Here is a 17,596-nt window from a genome sequence, read left to right on the forward strand (position 1 = left end):
CCGGTGGACGGCACCGAGCCGTACGCTTGAACTGAGAAGGGGGAGGCCTCGCGGCCTCCCCCTTTTTTGCGTTTACGGGCTTTTGTCTCACATAGTAGCTGTGTTTTATAACCCTCGTTTGTCGCATCTTCTGTGAACGGGCTACAATAACTTAGTCTGTGCGATATGGAGGTGAACATGGCTGAAGCTGGTATCGGCGTTGATATCGTCGAGATTTCCCGTATGAAATCAATTCTTGAAAAGACGCCGTCGTTTGCTCGGCGTGTGTTTACCGAAGAAGAGCGTGCGTATTGCGATGCATCATCGCGTCCCGCTGCTCACTATGCGAGCCGCTTTGCTTCGCGCGAGGCGGTGCTTAAAGCTCTCGGCACGGGTTTTAGTCAAGGCGTGGGTCGCAAGGATGTTTCGGTAACGCGTGATAAACTCGGCAAACCGAAGGCGCTGCTTTCGGGCCGTGCACTCGAGATCGCTCATGAGCTGGGTGTTGTTGAGGTCGCTCTTTCCATTACCCTTACAGGAGACTTAGCCGTTGCGAATGCCATCGCGATTACCGAAGATGCTCGGCCTAAGCCAAAAGATGAAAAGGTGAGCACTAAGAAACGCGTTGCGCAGACATTTAAAGAGGCTCGCTCTGTTTTAGATGAGCTTGAGCAGCTGCAGAATTCAGCATTGACGGAGCACCTGGGCGATGCTTCGCAAGATACGCTAGGAGCATAGATGAAACCGGTTTTGAGTACCGAAGAAGTCGTTCGTCTCGAGGATATCATCGAACGCGAAGGGACTTCGAAGGCCGAGCTTATGGAGCTAGCGGGTGAGTTTGCCGCCAACGAGGTCTTGAAGCTCAATCCCGATCGGGTTCTCTTTCTGGTCGGTTTTGGTAATAATGGCGGCGACGGTTGGGTTGCCGCCGATATCCTGAGCCATAAGGGTGTGGACGTGGATATCGTTTCTCCGGTTGAACCGGATGAGATTCCTGCTGCTCTGGCACGTCATGTTGCTCGTCGTACTGCCGGCCGCGATGTGCACGTTTGCGTCGGCCCTTCGCGTGACGAACTCGAGGTTTTGATCGATAAGGCCGATGTTGTTGTCGATGCCATTTTTGGTACCGGTTTTCACGGGAATCTGCGTGCGCCGTTCTCCATCTGGATTCCTACGGTCAATGAATGCGCCGATTGTGTCGTATCCATTGATGTCCCCTCGGGCCTGAATGCCGAGACGGGCGTTGTTGATGACGACTGCATTCGTGCCGAACATACGGTGACGATGATTGCGCCCAAGATTGGTTTGTATAGCGCCGATGGCCCTGAGTATGCTGGCGATTTGATCTGCGGCAATCTTTACGACCGTCTTGACGAGGTCATCGATGATGTCGACCACGCCGCCGAGATTGTCGAGCCCGGTGACTTAGTTGATTTCTTTGCTCCACTTCCTACGAATATCGATAAGTATTCCCGTGGCTCTGTGCTTATTGTCGCCGGATCTGCGCAATATCCTGGTGCTGCCATTATGGCGGCCAAGTCTGCAGCTCGCGCGGGTGCTGGTTACGTGGCAGTCGCGGCTCCTGACGCCTGCGCTAATCTTATTCGCATGGCACTTCCTTCGATTCCCGTCTTTGCTATTCCGTCTGATTCCCGCGGCTCCTTTGGCGCCGCTGCGCGCATGACGGTGTGCGAGATTGCAAAGAAGTACAGCTGCGTACTGTGCGGTCCCGGTATGACGACGTCTGCCGGCGCTATGCAGGTGGTTTCGGGCTTGCTCGAGCTTGATGTACCGCTTATTTTGGATGCCGATGCACTCAACTGCCTTGCTAAGATTGCCATTGACGGTATTGATAGTAACCCCGAGATGTATCGTCGCGAGCAGCCGTTGGTTATGACGCCGCACTATCGTGAGCTTTCGCGTCTGGTTGCCGGTGACGAGGTGAACGACCTTGGTACCGCGATTGCAGCCGCGCAGAAGGTTGTCTGGGCTGCAGGCTCCGACAATCTGGTGGTCATTGCCAAGGGGCCGACGACGGCTATCTGTGGCGTTGAGCGTGTGCTGCTGCCACTTTCGGGTCCGGCTTCTCTGGCAACTGCCGGTTCGGGTGATGTTCTCGCGGGTATTTTGGCCGGCACGCTTGCCACCATGCGCGACGAGATGGATCGTTGGGAGTTGCTGTATTCGTACGCCGTCGCACTTCACAGCTACGCCGGTTTTGCCGCGGCGACGGAGTATGGTGAGAAGAGCGTTATCGCGACCGATCTTATCGACTTGATTGGTCCTGCCATGGAGCTGGCAGCAAAGGATGCGCTCGAAGATCTGGGAATCATGGACGAAGGGTCGGATGACTAATCATGAATAAAGCCGATTTGACGCGCTGGTCCTGGGTCGAGATCGACCGCGGGGCGCTCCGTCGCAACACGAGGGCCTATAAGAACTTGTTGAATCCACGTCAGCGCCTGTGCTGCGTGGTCAAGGCCGATGCTTATGGTCATGGAGCTGTTGAGTGCGCCAAGATCATGTATTCGGCCGGTGCCGACATGTTTGCCGTGGCGACGGTTAACGAGGGCGTTGAGCTCCGACAGGGCGGGATTACGAAACCCATCCTCATCCTAAGCGAGCCGCCTATCGAGGCCATTCCGACGTTGCTCGAGTTTGATATCATGCCCTCGGTCTATACGTCTGACTTTGCTCTTGCGTATGGCGAATGTGCCGTCGCGGCGGGCAAGGTGGGCAAGTATCATCTCGCCATCGAGACAGGTATGAATCGTATCGGCGTACACTACACACAGGTGCTCGACTTTGTCCGCGGTATTAATTTCCATCGCGGTATTCAGTGCGACGGCGTATTTACGCACTTCGCCACGGCCGATGAACCTTCGGGCTGGGACTACAAGCTGCAGTGTCAGCGCTTTACCGAGGCCGTTCAAGCCATTAAGGATGCGGGTTTTGAGTGCGGTATCGTGCACTGCGCCAACACGCCGTCCTCGATGCTCGACCCCTCGATGCATTTTGATATGATTCGCGCCGGCGTTGGCTTGTATGGCATGCAGCCGTGCGAGCTGAGTGGCCGCGTGATGCAGCTTGATCCCGTTATGAGCGTCCATGCGCGCGTGACGCGCGTGGCACACCCTGCGATGGGTGAGGGCGTGGGCTACGGTTTTACCTACCGCGTACCGCGCACGCGCGTTCAGATCTGCACGCTGCCGATCGGTTATGCCGACGGCCTATCGCGTACGCTTTCCAATCGTATGGATGTGCTGTATCGCGGCGAGCGCGTGCATCAGGTTGGCAATATCTGCATGGACCAGTTTATGGTCGCCATTCAGTCCAACCCGGCACACGAGATTCCCGAGGCCGAGTATGGTGACGAGATGATTATTGTCGGCCGCGATGGCGATGCCGAGATCACTATGGACGAGATGGCCCGACTGCGCGGAACGATTAACTACGAGGTCGCCTGCGGCTTTGGCATGCGCCTCGACAAGGTCTACGTGTAGGAGTCGCCATGGGCGTCATGCACATCCCCGGCCATACCCATCAGGCACCACGTGAGGTCGCACTCGAGGAAATTGAGGCCGTTCTGGGCGATTGTCACCTCTGCCAGCTCTACCAGTCGCGTCACAATATCGTGTTTGGCGTGGGAAACCCCCGCGCTCGTGTGATGTTTATTGGCGAGGCGCCGGGCCGCAATGAGGATTTGCAGGGCGAGCCCTTTGTGGGGGCGGCAGGCGAGGACCTCAACGGCATTTTGTCGCTGGCGGGGCTCAAACGCGAAGACGTCTACATTGCCAACGTGCTTAAGTGCCGCCCGCCGGGAAACCGCAATCCACGTCCCGAGGAAGTGCTGGCTTGCTCGCCGTTTTTGCGTGAGCAGATTCGAAGCATCTGGCCCGATATTATCGTGACGCTCGGCAACCCCGCGACGCACTTTGTGCTTAAGACCGAGATTGGCATTACTAAGCTGCGCGGCAGGTTCCACCAGATGGGGCATTTTGTAGTAATGCCCACTTTCCATCCGGCAGCAGCGCTACGCAATCCGGCGTGGCAGGAGCTGCTGGAGGAAGACTTTAAGATGCTGGGCGATTATCTGGAGCGACATCCCGCACCAGAGGACGCCTCGGAATAATAAGGAGCATATATGTCCCTGGAGCGCCTGGGGGTAGGTACTTACAAAACGACTTGCGCTGCCGATACGGAGTACTTTGGCGAGCTAATTGCACCGTGCCTTGAGGACGGCGATGTGCTTATCCTGACCGGTGGCCTGGGAGTGGGCAAAACTCACTTTACCAAGGGCGTCTCGCGCGGGCTGGGCGATGGGCATATGGTTACGAGCCCTACGTTTGCGCTCATGGCCGTTCACGATCAAGGCCGTATTCCGCTGTTTCACTTTGATCTATACCGCCTGGAGCATGCCTACGAGCTCGAGGATACGGGCATTTTCGATGTGCTGGGCTATGAGGGTGCTTGCCTGCTGGAATGGGGCGAACAATTCCAAGACGAGCTGACGGATGAGTATCTTTCGGTGACGCTCAAGCGTGATGAGGGCGACAGCGATGTGCGAACGATAACGCTCGAGGCGCACGGTGACCGCGCAATGGAGCTTTCCCATTTGATTGATAAGGCTGTACAAGATGAGCTTGCATAACGACAACGCGCTGGTGGTGGCGCTCGATACTTCGACCGACATGCTTGCCTGCGCGGCAAGCTGGATTGATGGGCAGACGGGCGAGACGAAGCTCGTGAGTGGCGACCACATGTGTCGCCGTCACGCCAACGTTGAGCTCGTGAATACCGTTGATGGCGTGCTGGCTCAAGCCGGTCTGGATCGCAGCGATGTTGGTTACTACGTGGTCGGCCGCGGCCCGGGGTCGTTTACGGGTGTGCGCATCGGCATCTCCACTGCCAAGGGTCTCGCGCGCGGTGCCAATGTTCCGCTGCTGGGCGTGTCGACGCTCGACGCTTGCGCTTGGACGGCGTGGAAGGCTGGCGTGCGCGGCAAGCTTGGTATCTTGGCCGATGCTATGCGCGGTGAGGTATATCCGGCGCTGTATATGCTGGTCGATGAGGGTCCCGAGCGTCAATTTGAGCGCGAACACGTGGTCAAGGCCGCCGTGGCGCTCGATGAGTGGCGCCAAGCAGCGGACTGGGACCAGGTTCAGCTGACCGGTGACGGTCTCGTGCGCTATGGCAAGCTGCTGGGTGAGGACGAGACCGCCCGCTGCGTGGAGCGCGACCTGTGGTGGCCTTCGGGCGAGGGCTTGCTGCTCGCGCACGCTGCGGGTGACGGCGATCCGGCTCGCGTCCTGCCGATTTACACGCGCCTTTCTGATGCCGAGGAAAACGAGCGCAAGCGTCTTGGTCTTGCCGAGAGTGCGCAGAGCGAAATTACGGGTGTTGCCGATGAGCTCGCCGGTCGTCATCTGCAGTTCCGTCCCATGGGCGCGGCGGATGCCGAGGGCACGAGCGCGCTGGAGGCTGCCTGCTTTGAAGGTGCCGGACACGAGGCGTGGACGCCGGGCATGTTCCTGTCCGAACTGGGCGAGGACGTCGCTGCGCCGCGTAGTTGGTGGGTGGCACACGACGACGGCAAGCTGCTGGGCCTTGCCGGCGGTATGGTCGTGGACGGTGATGTGCAGATTCTGGATGTCGCCGTCGACCCGGCACATCGCCGCGAGGGCATTGCCCGCAAGCTGCTGTCGCACGTGAGCTATGATGCCCAGATGCTCGGCTGCACCACGGCTTCGCTCGAGGTCGAGGACGGTAACGAGGGGGCGATCGCGCTTTATAACGCTCTGGGCTTTACCGAGGCTGGCCGTCGCCGCGGCTACTACGGTGTCGGCAAGGATGCCATCGTCATGACGGCTCCGCTGCCCCTGGTGCTTCCGGTCGACAATGCTTCGCCCGAGCCGACGGCGGCAGAGCAGCGCGTATGGCCGCTGCCTGCGCCTGGGCGCTCCGAGGTGGAGCGTGCCGAAATTGAGCGCCGCCGCCTAGTGCTCGCTATCGAGAGTTCCTGCGACGAGACGGCCGTGGCGATTATCGATTCGGATGGCAATATGCTGGCCAACCAGGTGTCGACACAGATTGATTTTCATGCCCGCTTTGGCGGCGTGGTGCCCGAGATCGCCTCGCGCAAACACGTTGAGGTGATTGTGAGTGTCGTGGATGCGGCGCTCGAGGATGCCGCAGCATCGCTTGGTCTTGAGGGTGGAGCCATTGCCCCCAGCGAGCTTGCCGCCGTGGGCGTGACACAGGGTCCGGGCCTGGTGGGCGCCCTCGTGGTGGGCGTTGCCTTTGCCAAAGGCTTTGCCTACGCTGCCGGTAAGCCGCTCGTATGCGTCAACCATCTGGAGGGGCACCTGTTTGCCAACTTGCTGGCGCAGCCCGACCTCAAGCCGCCGTTCATCTTCACGCTTGTCTCGGGCGGGCACACCATGCTCGTGCACGTGAAGGCATGGGGCGACTACGAGGTGCTTGGTGAGACACTCGACGATGCTGTGGGCGAGGCCTTCGACAAGGTAGCCAAGGCGTTGGGTCTGGGCTATCCCGGTGGCCCCATCATCTCCAAGCTGGCCGAGACAGGCAACCCCAAGGCGATCGATTTTCCCCGCGCGCTTAACAGCAGGGGAGACTATCGTTTCTCGCTTTCGGGCCTCAAGACGGCGGTGACGCTCTACATCGAGCAAGAGACCAAAGCCGGGCGCACGATTCACCTGCCCGATCTGGCGGCTTCGTTTGAGGCGGCTGTCTTTGACGTGCAGTACAAGAAGGCCAAAAACGCATTGCACGCTACCGGATGTAAGGAATACTGCATCGGCGGCGGCGTCTCGGCCAACCCGCATCTGCGCGAGATGATGATCAAGAAGCTTGGACGTCAGGGGATTCGCGTAACGGTGCCGCCCTTGTCTGCCTGTACCGATAACGCAGCCATGATCGCGGAGGTCGCTCGCCGTAAATTCGACCGAGGTGAAATCTCGCCGTTCGACGTCGACGCCGATCCAAACATGACGCTGTAGCTGGTACGGCGCGGTCCCCGGACGGAGGGGCCGGATATAAGGTTTCCTGCTCTACAGTCCTGCGCAAGACGAAGGCCACATTAAGTGGCCTTCTTTGCGTGCGGAACTCGCGATAAACCTTATATCCGGCCCCTCCGTCCGGGGACCTTTCTGTATCGATATAGCTTCTGAGTTGGATCGGCGTCGACAATGTCCAGCAAGGTTAACAAGCTAGCGTCGAATTTCCGGCGTGCTTTAGCTGAAAGAAAAAGATGGTGTGCGGAGCTTTGCTCCGCATTTGGGATGGGAGCCCCTGAGAGCCGCGGGAGCCGGGCGGCGCATATGAACTTTATCGCGAGTTCCGCACGTAAAGGAAAGCACTTAATGTGCTTTCCGTCTTGCGTAGGACTGTAGAGCAGGAAAGTTCATATGCGCCGCCCGGCTCCCGCGGCTCTCAGGGGCATCTCTCATGCAAAAACTGTCGTGGGGTAAAGTCCGAGGTCAATGGCGTTTTATACCGAGAAATTCAAAAAAAGTTGAAAATTCATTACAAATTTGCGTTGACTTTAGGTAACTAAAGTTTCATACTCCTTTTCAACCACTGGGGGATGTGAACACGCACGGATCGTTCGCATCATGATTGAAGAGGATTTCTTAGACATGTTCACGCATCAGCTAAACATTATCAGCGTAGTAATTATCTGATGCGGGTTAGCACATGCAGCTAGCCCGTACGATAACGGGCGGCTGATGAAGATGAGGGCCGTCGAGCGCAACCGACGGCCCTCATTTTTTATGTCTGGGAAGTTCTTTTTAGAGGAGGAAATGTAATGAACGGAGTTTTGCTCATGGTTGTGGCCGCGGCGGTGCTCGCCTGCGGCTATCTGGGCTACGGCCGCTGGCTGGCCAACAAGTGGGGCGTTGACAAAGAGGCCCTCACGCCGGCCAAGCGCATGAAGGACGGCAACAGCTTCTCGCCCGTCTCCGCCTTCACTGCGTTTTCGCACCAGTTCAGCTCGATCTGCGGTGCTGGCCCTGTCACGGGTACGATCGTCGCCATGGCCTTTGGCTGGCTGCCCGTCGTGCTCTGGGTCCTCGTCGGCGGCATCTTCTTTGGCGCCGTCCACGACTTTGGTGCCCTGTACGCTTCGATGAAGAACAACGGCAAGTCACTCGCTCAGCTCATCGAGAAGTATATCGGCAAGACCGGCCGTCGCCTGTTCCTGCTGTTCTGCTGGCTGTTCTGCATCATCGTCATCGCCGCTTTCACCGACATGGTCTGCAAGACGTTCATGTTCACCCCGGCCGTTGACGCTTCTGGTGCTGCTACCGGTGCCATCGACTTCACCAAGTCCTATGCCGCCGGCTGCGCTGGTACCATCTCCATCCTGTTCACCTTCGTCGCTATCGCCTTTGGTTGGGCCCAGAAGAAGTTCAACCTCACCGGCGCTGCCGAGTTCGTCACCGGCGTGGTCCTCATGGTTCTCATGTTCGCCGTCGGTATGCAGTTCCCGGTCTACCTGGATAAGTTCCAGTGGTTCGCCGTCGTCATGGTCTACCTGGTCTTCGCTGGCGCTATGCCCATCCAGATGCTCAAGACCCCGCGTGACTACCTCACTTCCATCATGATGATCGTCATGATCGTCTGCGCTGTCCTTGGCATCGTCGTCCTGGGCGTCAACGGTCAGGCCACTATCACCGCTCCGGTCTTCACCGGCTTCTCCACTGCCTCCGGCATGATGTTCCCGGTCCTGTTCGTCTCCGTCGCTTGCGGTGCTCTCTCCGGTTTCCACAGCCTCGTTTCTTCCGGCACCTCTTCTAAGCAGGTCGAGAAGGAGCAGGACGCCGTCAAGGTCGGTTACGGCGCCATGATCGTTGAGTCCTTCGTCGGCATCCTTGCCATCATCGTCGCCGGCATCATGTTCTCCGATATGAACACCGCCGGTACTGGCGCCCTCAACGCCGGTGTCGCTTCCACCCCGTTCCAGATCTTCGCCGCTGGCATCTCCCGCGGTATGCAGGCCTTCGGTGTTGACGGCACGCTCGCTACCGTCTTTATGACCATGAACGTCTCCGCTCTGGCCCTGACCTCGCTCGACGCCGTCGCCCGCATCGCCCGCACTTCGTTCTCCGAGTTCTTTGCCCAGACCAACGATGCCCTGGCCATCGAGTCCAAGGCCGGCTACATGAAGGTTCTCGGCAACCCCTGGTTCGCCACGGTCGTTACCCTGCTTCCCGGTCTCGCCCTCGCTTTTGGTGGCTATGCCAACATCTGGCCGCTCTTTGGTGCTTCCAACCAGCTGCTCGGCGGCATGACCATGATCACCCTCGCCGTGTTCTGCAAGTGCACCGGCCGCAAGGGCTGGATGCTCTACGTGCCCGTCGCCTTCCTGCTCTGCTGCACCTTCACCTCGCTGGTCCAGAGCGCCATGGGCTGCATGACCGCCGTCCAGGCCTACGGCTTCTTCGGCACCATCCCGGCTACCGCCACCACGGCCGCTGTCTCCGTCGCCGCCACCAAGGGCCTGCAGCTCGTCTTTGCCGTCCTGCTGATGGTCCTGGGCCTCATCGTCGCCGTCAACTGCCTCAAGGAGTTCTTCGGCAAGGAGGCTGGCTCCATGCCCGACGAGGAGCCCGAGTGGTCCGAGATGGGCAAGGCCGAGTACGGCCGCGCCGCTGCCGCCGAGGCTCCCGCCGACGCCGAGGCCGCCAAGGCCTAGTCAGCTTGATGGACTAACCGTTCCATCCATATGACTCGGAAAGACCGGGTCCGCGACTTAGCGGGCTCGGTCCTTTTTTCATGCGAAAGCGGGTGACGCTCGAGTGTTCTCGCAGATGTTTTGCGTGGATAAGGGCGCGCGTTGTACCATATAGACGTATATGTGTACATATGAAAGGGGCCCCGTGGCCAAGACGGTATATTCCGATAACCAAAATAATGTCGATGCCCTGGCTGAGCGCCTGAGCAGCCAGACGTCGCTTTCTGCCGAGCGTGCCAAGCTGGTTGCCTACGACCTGCTCTGCCGCAAGGCGCTTAAGATTAAGTCGAGTGCGCTGGCGCAGATTTTCCGTTCCGTCGATAAGGAGTGCGACACCAAGGCGATGCGCGATGAGCTTATCGCGGCAAAGATCGTGACCAAGATCGAGGGTAGCGGCATTAACGGGCGCCCGGCGTTCTATGCCATCAATGCCGAGATCCGCGATGTCCAGGAGCAGCCTGCCGAGTCCGTCGAAGATTTTGTCGTCGAGGATTCCGCTGACGTGCCTGCTGTGGAAGAAGCTGCTCCGCGTGAGCATGTCGATACCGATGAGTTGCTCGATGAGAACGTCGTGCGTGCCTTTACGGCCAAGGCCGGCCGCGGCGGTTTTGGCGGGAGTGGCAAGCGCGATGCGCAGCGCCGCGCCCAGCAGGAGCGCTTCCGTCGCGCCGTTGCTCAAAAGGGTGAGACGGATGCTGAGGCTGTTGAGACCGAGGTTGCTGCCGAGTCGCAGAAGCCCGCGAGGGAGCAAAAGCCCGTGAAGGCCCAAGAGCCCAAGCGTCGTCGCGGTGCTCACTTTAAGACTGCACAGCAGGATGCCGCGCGTGAGGTTGAAGAGTCTTCTGAGGTTGCAGACGATGTTGAGGAGTCTGCCAAGAAGGCTCCGGGTTCGTGTCGTCCTGGTCGCGGTTTTGCGGGACGTGCATATCCCGTAAAGCGTCAGGAGAAGGGCGAGTCGGTTTCGACCACCCAGGACGAGAAGACCGTTGAGCCGGCGGCTCGCGAGCAGAAGCCTGTTGAGCCGCAGCTTGAGGTTGATGCCGGGGCCAAGGGCCAGCAGCCTACTGATGAGCAGGCGGAGCAGGGCGCGTCGAGCAAGCCTCGCCGCCGTCGCCATCGTGGGGGCCGCAGTTCCCATGCCGAGACTGCAGCCGAGAAGACCACGCCGCAGGACGAGGATGCGAAGGTCGAGGTTTCTTCGGGGCAGCCTAAGCGCCAGCCGGCGAAGGAGAGCAAGTCCGATCGTCCGCAGAAGCAGGCGCCTATGCCGAAGCGCGAGCGCAATTCCCAAGGCGATTCTAAGCGCAAGTCTCAGAAGAAGCCGGAGTCTACCGCAGCAGATACTGCTGCCCAGCAGCCCAAATCGGCCGTTCACGGCGAGGTCTCGGCGTTTGCCCTTGCCCGCGTTTTAGGCAGGCAGCTGCTCAAAGTTGTCCCTACGCCTACGGCGCTCTCTAAGATCAAGGAGCAGCAGACACAGATCGTAAAGGTTGAGGGCAAGGACGGCAAAAAGGCTCCGCAGCGCACTCAGCACAACGAGATGTCCAACCGCAAGATTGCCGAGGAAATCGCAATCATCCAGGCTTGGATCGAGCAGAACCGAGGTGCCGATACGCCGGTTGCCTCGCGCCGCCAGCGTGCCTACCAGATCTTTAACGACGAGAAGGCTTTTGACGGCAAGCACGGTGAGCGTCTGATCAGGCGTATGACCGAAAAGGGTATCAGCATGCAGGCGATCAAGGTCGATCCCAATCGCCCCGTGCACTTTACGGGTTTCTTTACGCTGGGCGCCGACAAGCCGTTCATTATGGTCGAGAACCTGGATACCTATGACGAGATCGTCAAGCTCCTGCGCGGACGCAAACATGCCAAGCTCTTTGGCATCAAGGTGGGCGGCGTGATTTTTGGCGGCGGCTGCAAGGCGAGCGTCTCGCACGCACTGGATGATTATCTGGCCGAGATTGGCTATCGCTTTAACTACGTCTACTACGTGGGCGATATCGATCGCGAGGGCGCGCGCATCGTCGAGCAGGCTCGCAATGCCAATGTGGTTGAGATTCGCCTGCATGCCGGCATGTACCGCGCCATGCTCGCCGAGCATAAGCGTCGCATGAAGGCCGGCGGCGAGTGCGAGCCCGCGGCTGCCAACCAGGGCGTGCCGCAGAATCTGGCGGCGACGATCAAGGATCTGCCCATGGTTACGCGCGTGCAGTTCCGCAACGTGCTGCGCGAGGGCGGGCGCATTCCGCAGGAGATTCTGATGACCGCCGACTATCGGGATGGCGACTCGGGAAGCTTCGACCGCATGCTCAACAACTAGGGCGTTCGGCCCCGGGAGAGCGGGGACACCGGCTTAGGTTTCCTGCTCTACAGTCCTGCTCACGACGGAGGCCACATTAAGTGGCCTCCTGTTCGTGCGGAACTCGCGATAAACCTAAGCCGGTGTCCCCGCTCTCCCGGGGCCTGTGGTTACCTGGTTGTTGCATGCGGCTCGCTTTTCGGAACTGGGCTGATATTTTCTTGATGTTAGGCGCTCTTGGTCCTAATGGGCTTGGGGCGCCTGTCTTCTGAAGGTAGATTTTTGGGACATGCCTGAAAATCTACCTTTATCTTCTCGTGCTGGACGAGAAGTTGTGTTGCGTTGCCGGTTCGAATTCCTCCGCTTGTTGCCCTTGGCTGGAAAGTTGGGATGCGGGGAGCTTATGGCTGGTATGGGACGGAGGGATTCCGCGTCCGCCTTTTCGGCGGCCGCGCCCCGCTGCGTCGCTTCGCTCCTTGCGTGCTGCGCTGGAAAACGCTTCGCGTTTCCTCAGCTCCGCACCCTTGCGGGTTCGAATTCCTCCGCTTGCCCACAAGAAAGCGCTCCAGGTTCATAAGGGCCTGCAGCGCTGTGTTCTTAAGGGCTGGGACGGAGGGATTCGAACCCCCAACAGCCGGCACCAAAAACCGGAGTTCTACCGTTGAACTACGTCCCAATGTGTGGTGTTGCCCAAAAGCAACTCGTTTAGTTTACCTAATCTGCGAGGGCATCGCAAACGCCGTCGAGCAGGCGTACGGCGAGTGTCTGCGCGTCGCTGGCCGTGAAGGTGCCGTTGTAGCGCGTCATGCCCGTGAGCTCAATGCGAATGCGTGCCGGCTTCTGCTGCGCGGCGACATTGGCAGTGCGGATGCGCTGGGCCAGGTTGTGGCACTCGGCGAGGGCGATCGTGGCGCGCGGCGCTGCATCTGCGGGCAGCTCATCGCTTGCGATCTCGAGCACTAGGTCAACGTCGGTTGGGACCTCGGAGTCGCAGAGCATCATGCCGCTGTTGTCGGTCGTTGCCGTGGCGATATTCCACATGCGCGACGCAACGCTGCGTGCGATGGGGTCCTCGCCGATAACGGCAATCTGGAAGCGCTCGAGCACGTTGGCGGCGCGAGCAAAACCGATACGGGACTCGGCTTCGGTGACCGAGGGCTTGCCCTCCCACACATGGTGCAGGCGGTTGATGTAGGCGTAGGTGTCCTGGAAGGCCATGCCGTCGGCAAACAGGCCGACATTTTCCTGGAACTGCTGCAGGGCGGCCTCGGTATGCGGACCAAAGTAGCCGTCGTCTTCGCCACAGGCAAAGCCCAAAACGTTGAGAGCGCGCTGCAGGGCCTGCACATCGGCGCCATGGAAATTGGGCATGCGCAGATAGAGGGTGCGGTCGCCCAGCTTATACGAAGCGTCTACAAGGGCGCTCCAGCAGGGGATATCGACGGCATGACCGGCAGCAAGGCCGCTGTCGAGCCTGAAGGTGCTGACGGCCTGCTCAGTGGTGGCTCCAAAGTACTTGTCGGTGACTTCGACGGCATCAATCGTGTAGCCGAGCTGCAGGAGACGGGACTGCACGTCTTCGACGGCTGCTCCTTGCATGCCCGTTGTAATAGGTTCCATGAACGAACCCCTTTCGGCGTACCATTCGTACTATTTGAGCGTCTGTCGGATAGACAACGCAAAGGGATGCATAAACATGCACTCAACAGTGTAGCAAGTTGTGCCTAAATACGCTGCTGACAGGTTTTATAACCCCCGTTAGTTAAGGCGCTCCACAAAGAAATCTGCCATGGAGAGGAACAGCTCGCGTGCGTGCGGATCAAGCTCAACGTTCTCGATGGCCGCTTTGGCCTTAGCGGTCAGGTCGAGCGCGTAAGTGTGGGCGTAATCGATGGAGCCGGTCTCCTGGAAGATCTCCACGGCGCGTGCGAGCTGCGCGGGATCATCGGTGCCCGAGGAAAGAATCGCCTCGACCTCGTCGTGGTGGCGCTCATCAGAGAGGGCGTGTACGGCGACAAGCGTGCGCTTGCCCTCGGTGATGTCGGTGCGGAAGTCCTTGTTGGCGGCTTCCTTAGTGCCGACAAGGTTGAGCAGGTCGTCCTGAATCTGAAAGGCGAGGCCTGTGTGTAGGCCAAAGGCGCGCAGCGCTTCGATTTGCTCATCGCTGCCGCCGCCGATAATGGCTCCGGCGGCAAGCGGCGTGGCTCCGCTGTAAAACGCGGTCTTGTGCGTCGCCATGTCCAGGTAGTCATCAACCGAGATATCAAAGCGCCCGTCACGGACCCAACCCAGGTCGAGCGCTTGACCCTCGATGGTGCGGACGATCATCTCGGTAAGCTCGTGGAGCACGCGCAGCTTCACGTCGGACTCCAGCGTGGGGTCGTCGAGAACCGTCTTGGTGACCATGGTGAGCGCCAGGTCGCCGCAATTGATGGCAAGGCCCGTGCCCTCGGTAAGGTGCATGCAGGGCTTGCCTCGACGAAGCTGTCCGTTGTCGGCGATGTCGTCGTGGATCAGCGCGCCCGACTGGAAATGCTCGATGGCTGCCGCGGCGCTGCGGGCGCTCTCAAAGCTACCGCCCACTGCGGTTGCGGCGAGCATGCAGATAAGCGGGCGGTGGCGCTTGCCGGCGTTGGCCGTAAAAGCCGAGAGCGGCGCATACAGGTAGCGCTCGATATCGGCAGAGGTCGCCTGTCCGTCAAAGAACGTGGCCAGATAGTCGTTAATCTGGTCAAAGTGCTGGGCTAAAAAGCTGGTAAACGGACTGGACACGGGTTCTCGCATTCTTTCTGAGGTTGCGTTGATGCAATATGCAGACAACATATTGCCACATTAGGGCGTTTGGCGCGGCAGTTTTGGCGATTTGGGACAACGGGCGTGCGTTTGATGGAGCGCGCCTAAATCAGCCCAAAATGCTCGAGCGCCGCAACGACACCGTCGTGATCGACGGTGTCGGTCACGTAATCGGCCTTATCCTTGAGATAGTCCGGCGCATTGCCCATGGCGATACCGACATCGACGGCGTTCATCAGCGAGACGTCATTGCTGGCGTCGCCAATGCCGTATACGGTTCCGTGGTGGGGGTCGAGGGCGTCGAGTACAGACTGGATGCCCCCGCGCTTCGTGCATTCGCGGGGCGAGATTTCGGTTACCTCGAGTTCGAGCTCGTTAAAGCACAGCAGCGGCTCAAGTGCCTTATCTTGAGCGATGTGGTTGGCGAGCGATGTAGACATCAAGATCTTGTAGACACTGTAATGTTGCAGCTGCGTGACTGCGTCGCCCAGGGTGCGCGCGTATCCGGGGGCATCGGGGGCATCGGCACTCATGCGCACGACGCCGTTGAGGCCCTCAAAGCGGATGACCTCGCCCGATTGCTCAAGATAGGGGGCAAGATGCTGCAGCATGCTGGGCGTCATCGACAGATCGCGAATTGCGTGTCCGTTGATCTCGGCGTAACCGCCCGCAAGACAGACGATGCCGGTCCAAGGCAGCTCAAGAAGTTTGGGGTGGATGCAGCTGAGGGTACGTCCCGTGCAGATAAAGGCCATGTTGCCGTTGGCGACAAACTCGCGGATTGCCTGCGAAACCGCCTCGTTGGGATAGGGGGAGAGGTCCCGCTCGTCTTCGGGAAGGTCTTGGGCGAGCCTGGGGTCTTGCCAGGCGAGCGTTCCGTCGATATCGAAGAAGCAAATATCGCCGCGCTTATGGGCTGCGCTGGCGGCAGGGGAGGCCGAGGTGGTGGGCACAAATTCCGGCTCGAGGCCCATGATCTGGTCAAAATGCTCTTTAACGCGGGGAACGGAGATGCCGATGATCACCTGGGCGGTCTTGCCCGTAATGATGAGGCCCTTGGCGCCCACCGCGACAAACGACGCGTTATCTGCAACGATGGAAGGGTCTGCGACCTCGACGCGCAGGCGCGTGGTGCAGTTGGTTGCGCCCACGATATTGCCAACGCCACCTAAAAGCTGAATTACCCGCTCAGCGAGGACGTGATCTTGATCGGATCGACTGTCGACCTCGTCATTGGGGGATTGCTCTTTGGCAAAGTCGCTTCCCGTTAAACAATCGATTGCCGCGCGATTGGCAACATGATCCTCGCGGCCCGGTGTCTTAAGGTCATAGACCAAGATGAGTGCTCGAAAACTAACAAAAAAGATGAGGCTAAAGGCAAGGCCGATACCGAGCGCCAAAAGATAGGCACCGGCATGCGTGCGCATGAGCGGAATAAAGTTGAAGGCTGCCATCTCCATCAGGCCGCCCGAGAAGATGCCGACGATGCCAAAGAGATTCATGGTTGTGGCAAGGCAAGACGATAAGACGGCGTAGAGCAAAAAGAGCCCGGGGTGGGTGAACATAAAGAGAAACTCGAGTGGCTCGGTAACGCCGCAAACCACCGAGGCGATGATGGCGGGAGCAAGGATGACCCTGAGGCCGGCGCGGCGCTCGGGTTTTGCGGTGGAGTAGAACGCGGCTGCGATGGCGGGAAGGCCAAAGAGCTTGACCCAGCCGGTGGCGGTAAAACCGGCCCACGGCGCAAGTTCATTAAGGGGGCGCGTGCTATGGGAGAGGATGGGGAGCAAACTGCTCCACGTGGCGTAGATGCCGTCGTTAATGACCAGGTTGTCGTAGTAGATCGGCATGTAGAGCAGGTGGTGCAGGCCAAAGGGCTCGAGTGCTCGTTCTAAAAAGACAAAGATGCCCACGCCAAAGGGACCGACGCCTGCAAGCGCGTGACGCAGCGTATCAGTTACATCGTATACGTAGGGCACGATGGCGGCCGAGATAGCGGCAAGGGCAAACACGGCAAAAAAGCTGATGAGGTAGACCAGCGAGGAGCCCGAGAAGGTGCCGAGCCAATCGGGAATTTTGGCATCGTAGAAGCGGTCATGGATGGCGACGACGGTTGCCGATACCGCCAGCGGGCCGATAATGCCGGTGTCGAGCGTCTTGATGCCGTCGATGACGGTGATACCGCTGGCGGAGGTCAAAGATGACGGGTACTCAAGTCCAAGGTTGTCTCCGCTCAGCTTAATGATCTCGCTCAAAAAGAAGCAGTAGGCAAAATAGGCGACGAGAGCCTCGAGGCAGCAACGAGCCGGTTGTTTTTGGGCAAGACCGATGGGCAGCGCTACGGCAAAAAGGAGCGGGAGGCGTTTAAAGACCGTCCACGAGCCGCGCTGGATGATAGCCCAGAAAACGTACCAAGGGGTTCCGTATACGGCGAGATCGCCGACGATGTCCGCAGTCGTTGCGAGAGCGGAGACGCCGACCATGAGGCCTGATATAGAAAACAGCATGGCGGGCGCGAACATTGCCCCGCCAAAGCGTTGGATTTTTTGCAGCATGTTCTGCCTTCCGAATATCGAGGCGCGTTGCGCGTGGGGAAACGTTTAAACAATGGATTCATTGTAGAGGACCAGACGATTGTCGTACCGGCAGTTTTGAGCGAAACCGATTTGGGCATGACAGAAACCGTCAACGGTTAAATCCTGTCGCTTTACCGATATTCGGTTTAAACAACTTTAAGAAATGCTATCGTGCCTAGCCGGAAATGA

General features: G+C 59.1%; 11 protein-coding genes and 1 tRNA gene. 8 read left to right on the forward strand and 4 right to left on the reverse strand.

Translation table 11 applies throughout. The features are described 5' to 3' along the window. Positions 1 to 177: 177 nt before the first annotated feature. The 8 genes from acpS (at position 178) to ACESUZ_RS04660 (ending at position 12,059) form a co-directional block, all read left to right on the forward strand. A complete protein-coding gene (acpS, locus tag ACESUZ_RS04625; RefSeq protein WP_117630072.1) occupies positions 178 to 717 on the forward strand; it encodes a holo-ACP synthase in 540 nt (179 codons plus the stop codon). Beyond that, a complete protein-coding gene (locus tag ACESUZ_RS04630) occupies positions 718 to 2,334 on the forward strand; it encodes an NAD(P)H-hydrate dehydratase (RefSeq protein WP_270226400.1) in 1,617 nt (538 codons plus the stop codon). Positions 2,335 to 2,336: 2 nt separating this feature from the next. Beyond that, positions 2,337 to 3,482 (forward strand): alanine racemase, encoded by a 1,146-nt coding sequence (gene alr, locus ACESUZ_RS04635; protein WP_035137770.1) that lies wholly within the window; start codon positions 2,337 to 2,339, stop codon positions 3,480 to 3,482. Positions 3,483 to 3,490: 8 nt separating this feature from the next. Continuing rightward, positions 3,491 to 4,111, forward strand: coding sequence for a uracil-DNA glycosylase (locus tag ACESUZ_RS04640; RefSeq protein ID WP_006235848.1), 621 nt, complete (start codon positions 3,491 to 3,493; stop codon positions 4,109 to 4,111). Positions 4,112 to 4,123: 12 nt separating this feature from the next. Then, positions 4,124 to 4,630 (forward strand): tRNA (adenosine(37)-N6)-threonylcarbamoyltransferase complex ATPase subunit type 1 TsaE, encoded by a 507-nt coding sequence (tsaE, locus tag ACESUZ_RS04645; RefSeq protein ID WP_006235849.1) that lies wholly within the window; start codon positions 4,124 to 4,126, stop codon positions 4,628 to 4,630. Next, positions 4,617 to 7,001: a tRNA (adenosine(37)-N6)-threonylcarbamoyltransferase complex transferase subunit TsaD gene (gene tsaD / locus ACESUZ_RS04650; RefSeq protein WP_373198730.1), complete on the forward strand. Its 2,385-nt coding sequence runs from the start codon at positions 4,617 to 4,619 to the stop codon at positions 6,999 to 7,001. Before tsaE ends, tsaD begins: the two co-directional genes overlap by 14 nt. Before the next feature lie 809 nt (positions 7,002 to 7,810). Next, positions 7,811 to 9,700, forward strand: a complete 1,890-nt coding sequence (locus ACESUZ_RS04655; RefSeq protein WP_373198732.1) for a carbon starvation CstA family protein — start codon at positions 7,811 to 7,813, stop codon at positions 9,698 to 9,700. Between the two features lie 184 nt (positions 9,701 to 9,884). Then, entirely contained in the window at positions 9,885 to 12,059 is a 2,175-nt protein-coding gene (locus ACESUZ_RS04660) for a hypothetical protein (RefSeq protein ID WP_373198734.1), read from the forward strand. 583 nt (positions 12,060 to 12,642) lie between these two features. Here the strand turns inward: ACESUZ_RS04660 and ACESUZ_RS04665 are convergent. From ACESUZ_RS04665 to ACESUZ_RS04680, 4 genes are all read right to left on the reverse strand, one after another. After that, positions 12,643 to 12,714: transfer RNA gene (locus tag ACESUZ_RS04665), tRNA-Gln, on the reverse strand. 38 nt (positions 12,715 to 12,752) lie between these two features. Further along, the gene (locus tag ACESUZ_RS04670) at positions 12,753 to 13,658 is read right to left on the reverse strand and encodes a peptidoglycan-binding domain-containing protein (RefSeq protein WP_373198736.1); all 906 of its coding nucleotides are present in this window, start codon (positions 13,656 to 13,658) and stop codon (positions 12,753 to 12,755) included. Positions 13,659 to 13,796: 138 nt separating this feature from the next. Further along, a complete protein-coding gene (locus ACESUZ_RS04675; RefSeq protein WP_260699342.1) occupies positions 13,797 to 14,810 on the reverse strand; it encodes a polyprenyl synthetase family protein in 1,014 nt (337 codons plus the stop codon). Between the two features lie 125 nt (positions 14,811 to 14,935). Next, on the reverse strand, positions 14,936 to 17,386 hold the full coding sequence (locus ACESUZ_RS04680) for a PTS transporter subunit EIIC (RefSeq protein WP_373198738.1): 2,451 nt from the start codon (positions 17,384 to 17,386) through the stop codon (positions 14,936 to 14,938). Positions 17,387 to 17,596 lie beyond the last annotated feature (210 nt).

Source organism: Collinsella aerofaciens ATCC 25986 (genome assembly GCF_964239575.1).
Classification (GTDB): domain Bacteria; phylum Actinomycetota; class Coriobacteriia; order Coriobacteriales; family Coriobacteriaceae; genus Collinsella; species Collinsella aerofaciens_BQ.

What these genes read in the sequence shown, in the direction of transcription:
- tsaD (WP_373198730.1), top strand. Translation starts at nt 4,617, where the DNA reads ATGAGCTTGCATAACGACAACGCGCTGGTGGTGGCGCTCGATACTTCG.
- ACESUZ_RS04630 (WP_270226400.1), top strand. Translation starts at nt 718, where the DNA reads ATGAAACCGGTTTTGAGTACCGAAGAAGTCGTTCGTCTCGAGGATATC.
- ACESUZ_RS04655 (WP_373198732.1), top strand. Translation starts at nt 7,811, where the DNA reads ATGAACGGAGTTTTGCTCATGGTTGTGGCCGCGGCGGTGCTCGCCTGC.
- ACESUZ_RS04640 (WP_006235848.1), top strand. Translation starts at nt 3,491, where the DNA reads ATGGGCGTCATGCACATCCCCGGCCATACCCATCAGGCACCACGTGAG.
- alr (WP_035137770.1), top strand. Translation starts at nt 2,337, where the DNA reads ATGAATAAAGCCGATTTGACGCGCTGGTCCTGGGTCGAGATCGACCGC.
- tsaE (WP_006235849.1), top strand. Translation starts at nt 4,124, where the DNA reads ATGTCCCTGGAGCGCCTGGGGGTAGGTACTTACAAAACGACTTGCGCT.
- acpS (WP_117630072.1), top strand. Translation starts at nt 178, where the DNA reads ATGGCTGAAGCTGGTATCGGCGTTGATATCGTCGAGATTTCCCGTATG.
- ACESUZ_RS04670 (WP_373198736.1), bottom strand. Translation starts at nt 13,658, where the DNA reads ATGGAACCTATTACAACGGGCATGCAAGGAGCAGCCGTCGAAGACGTG.
- ACESUZ_RS04680 (WP_373198738.1), bottom strand. Translation starts at nt 17,386, where the DNA reads ATGCTGCAAAAAATCCAACGCTTTGGCGGGGCAATGTTCGCGCCCGCC.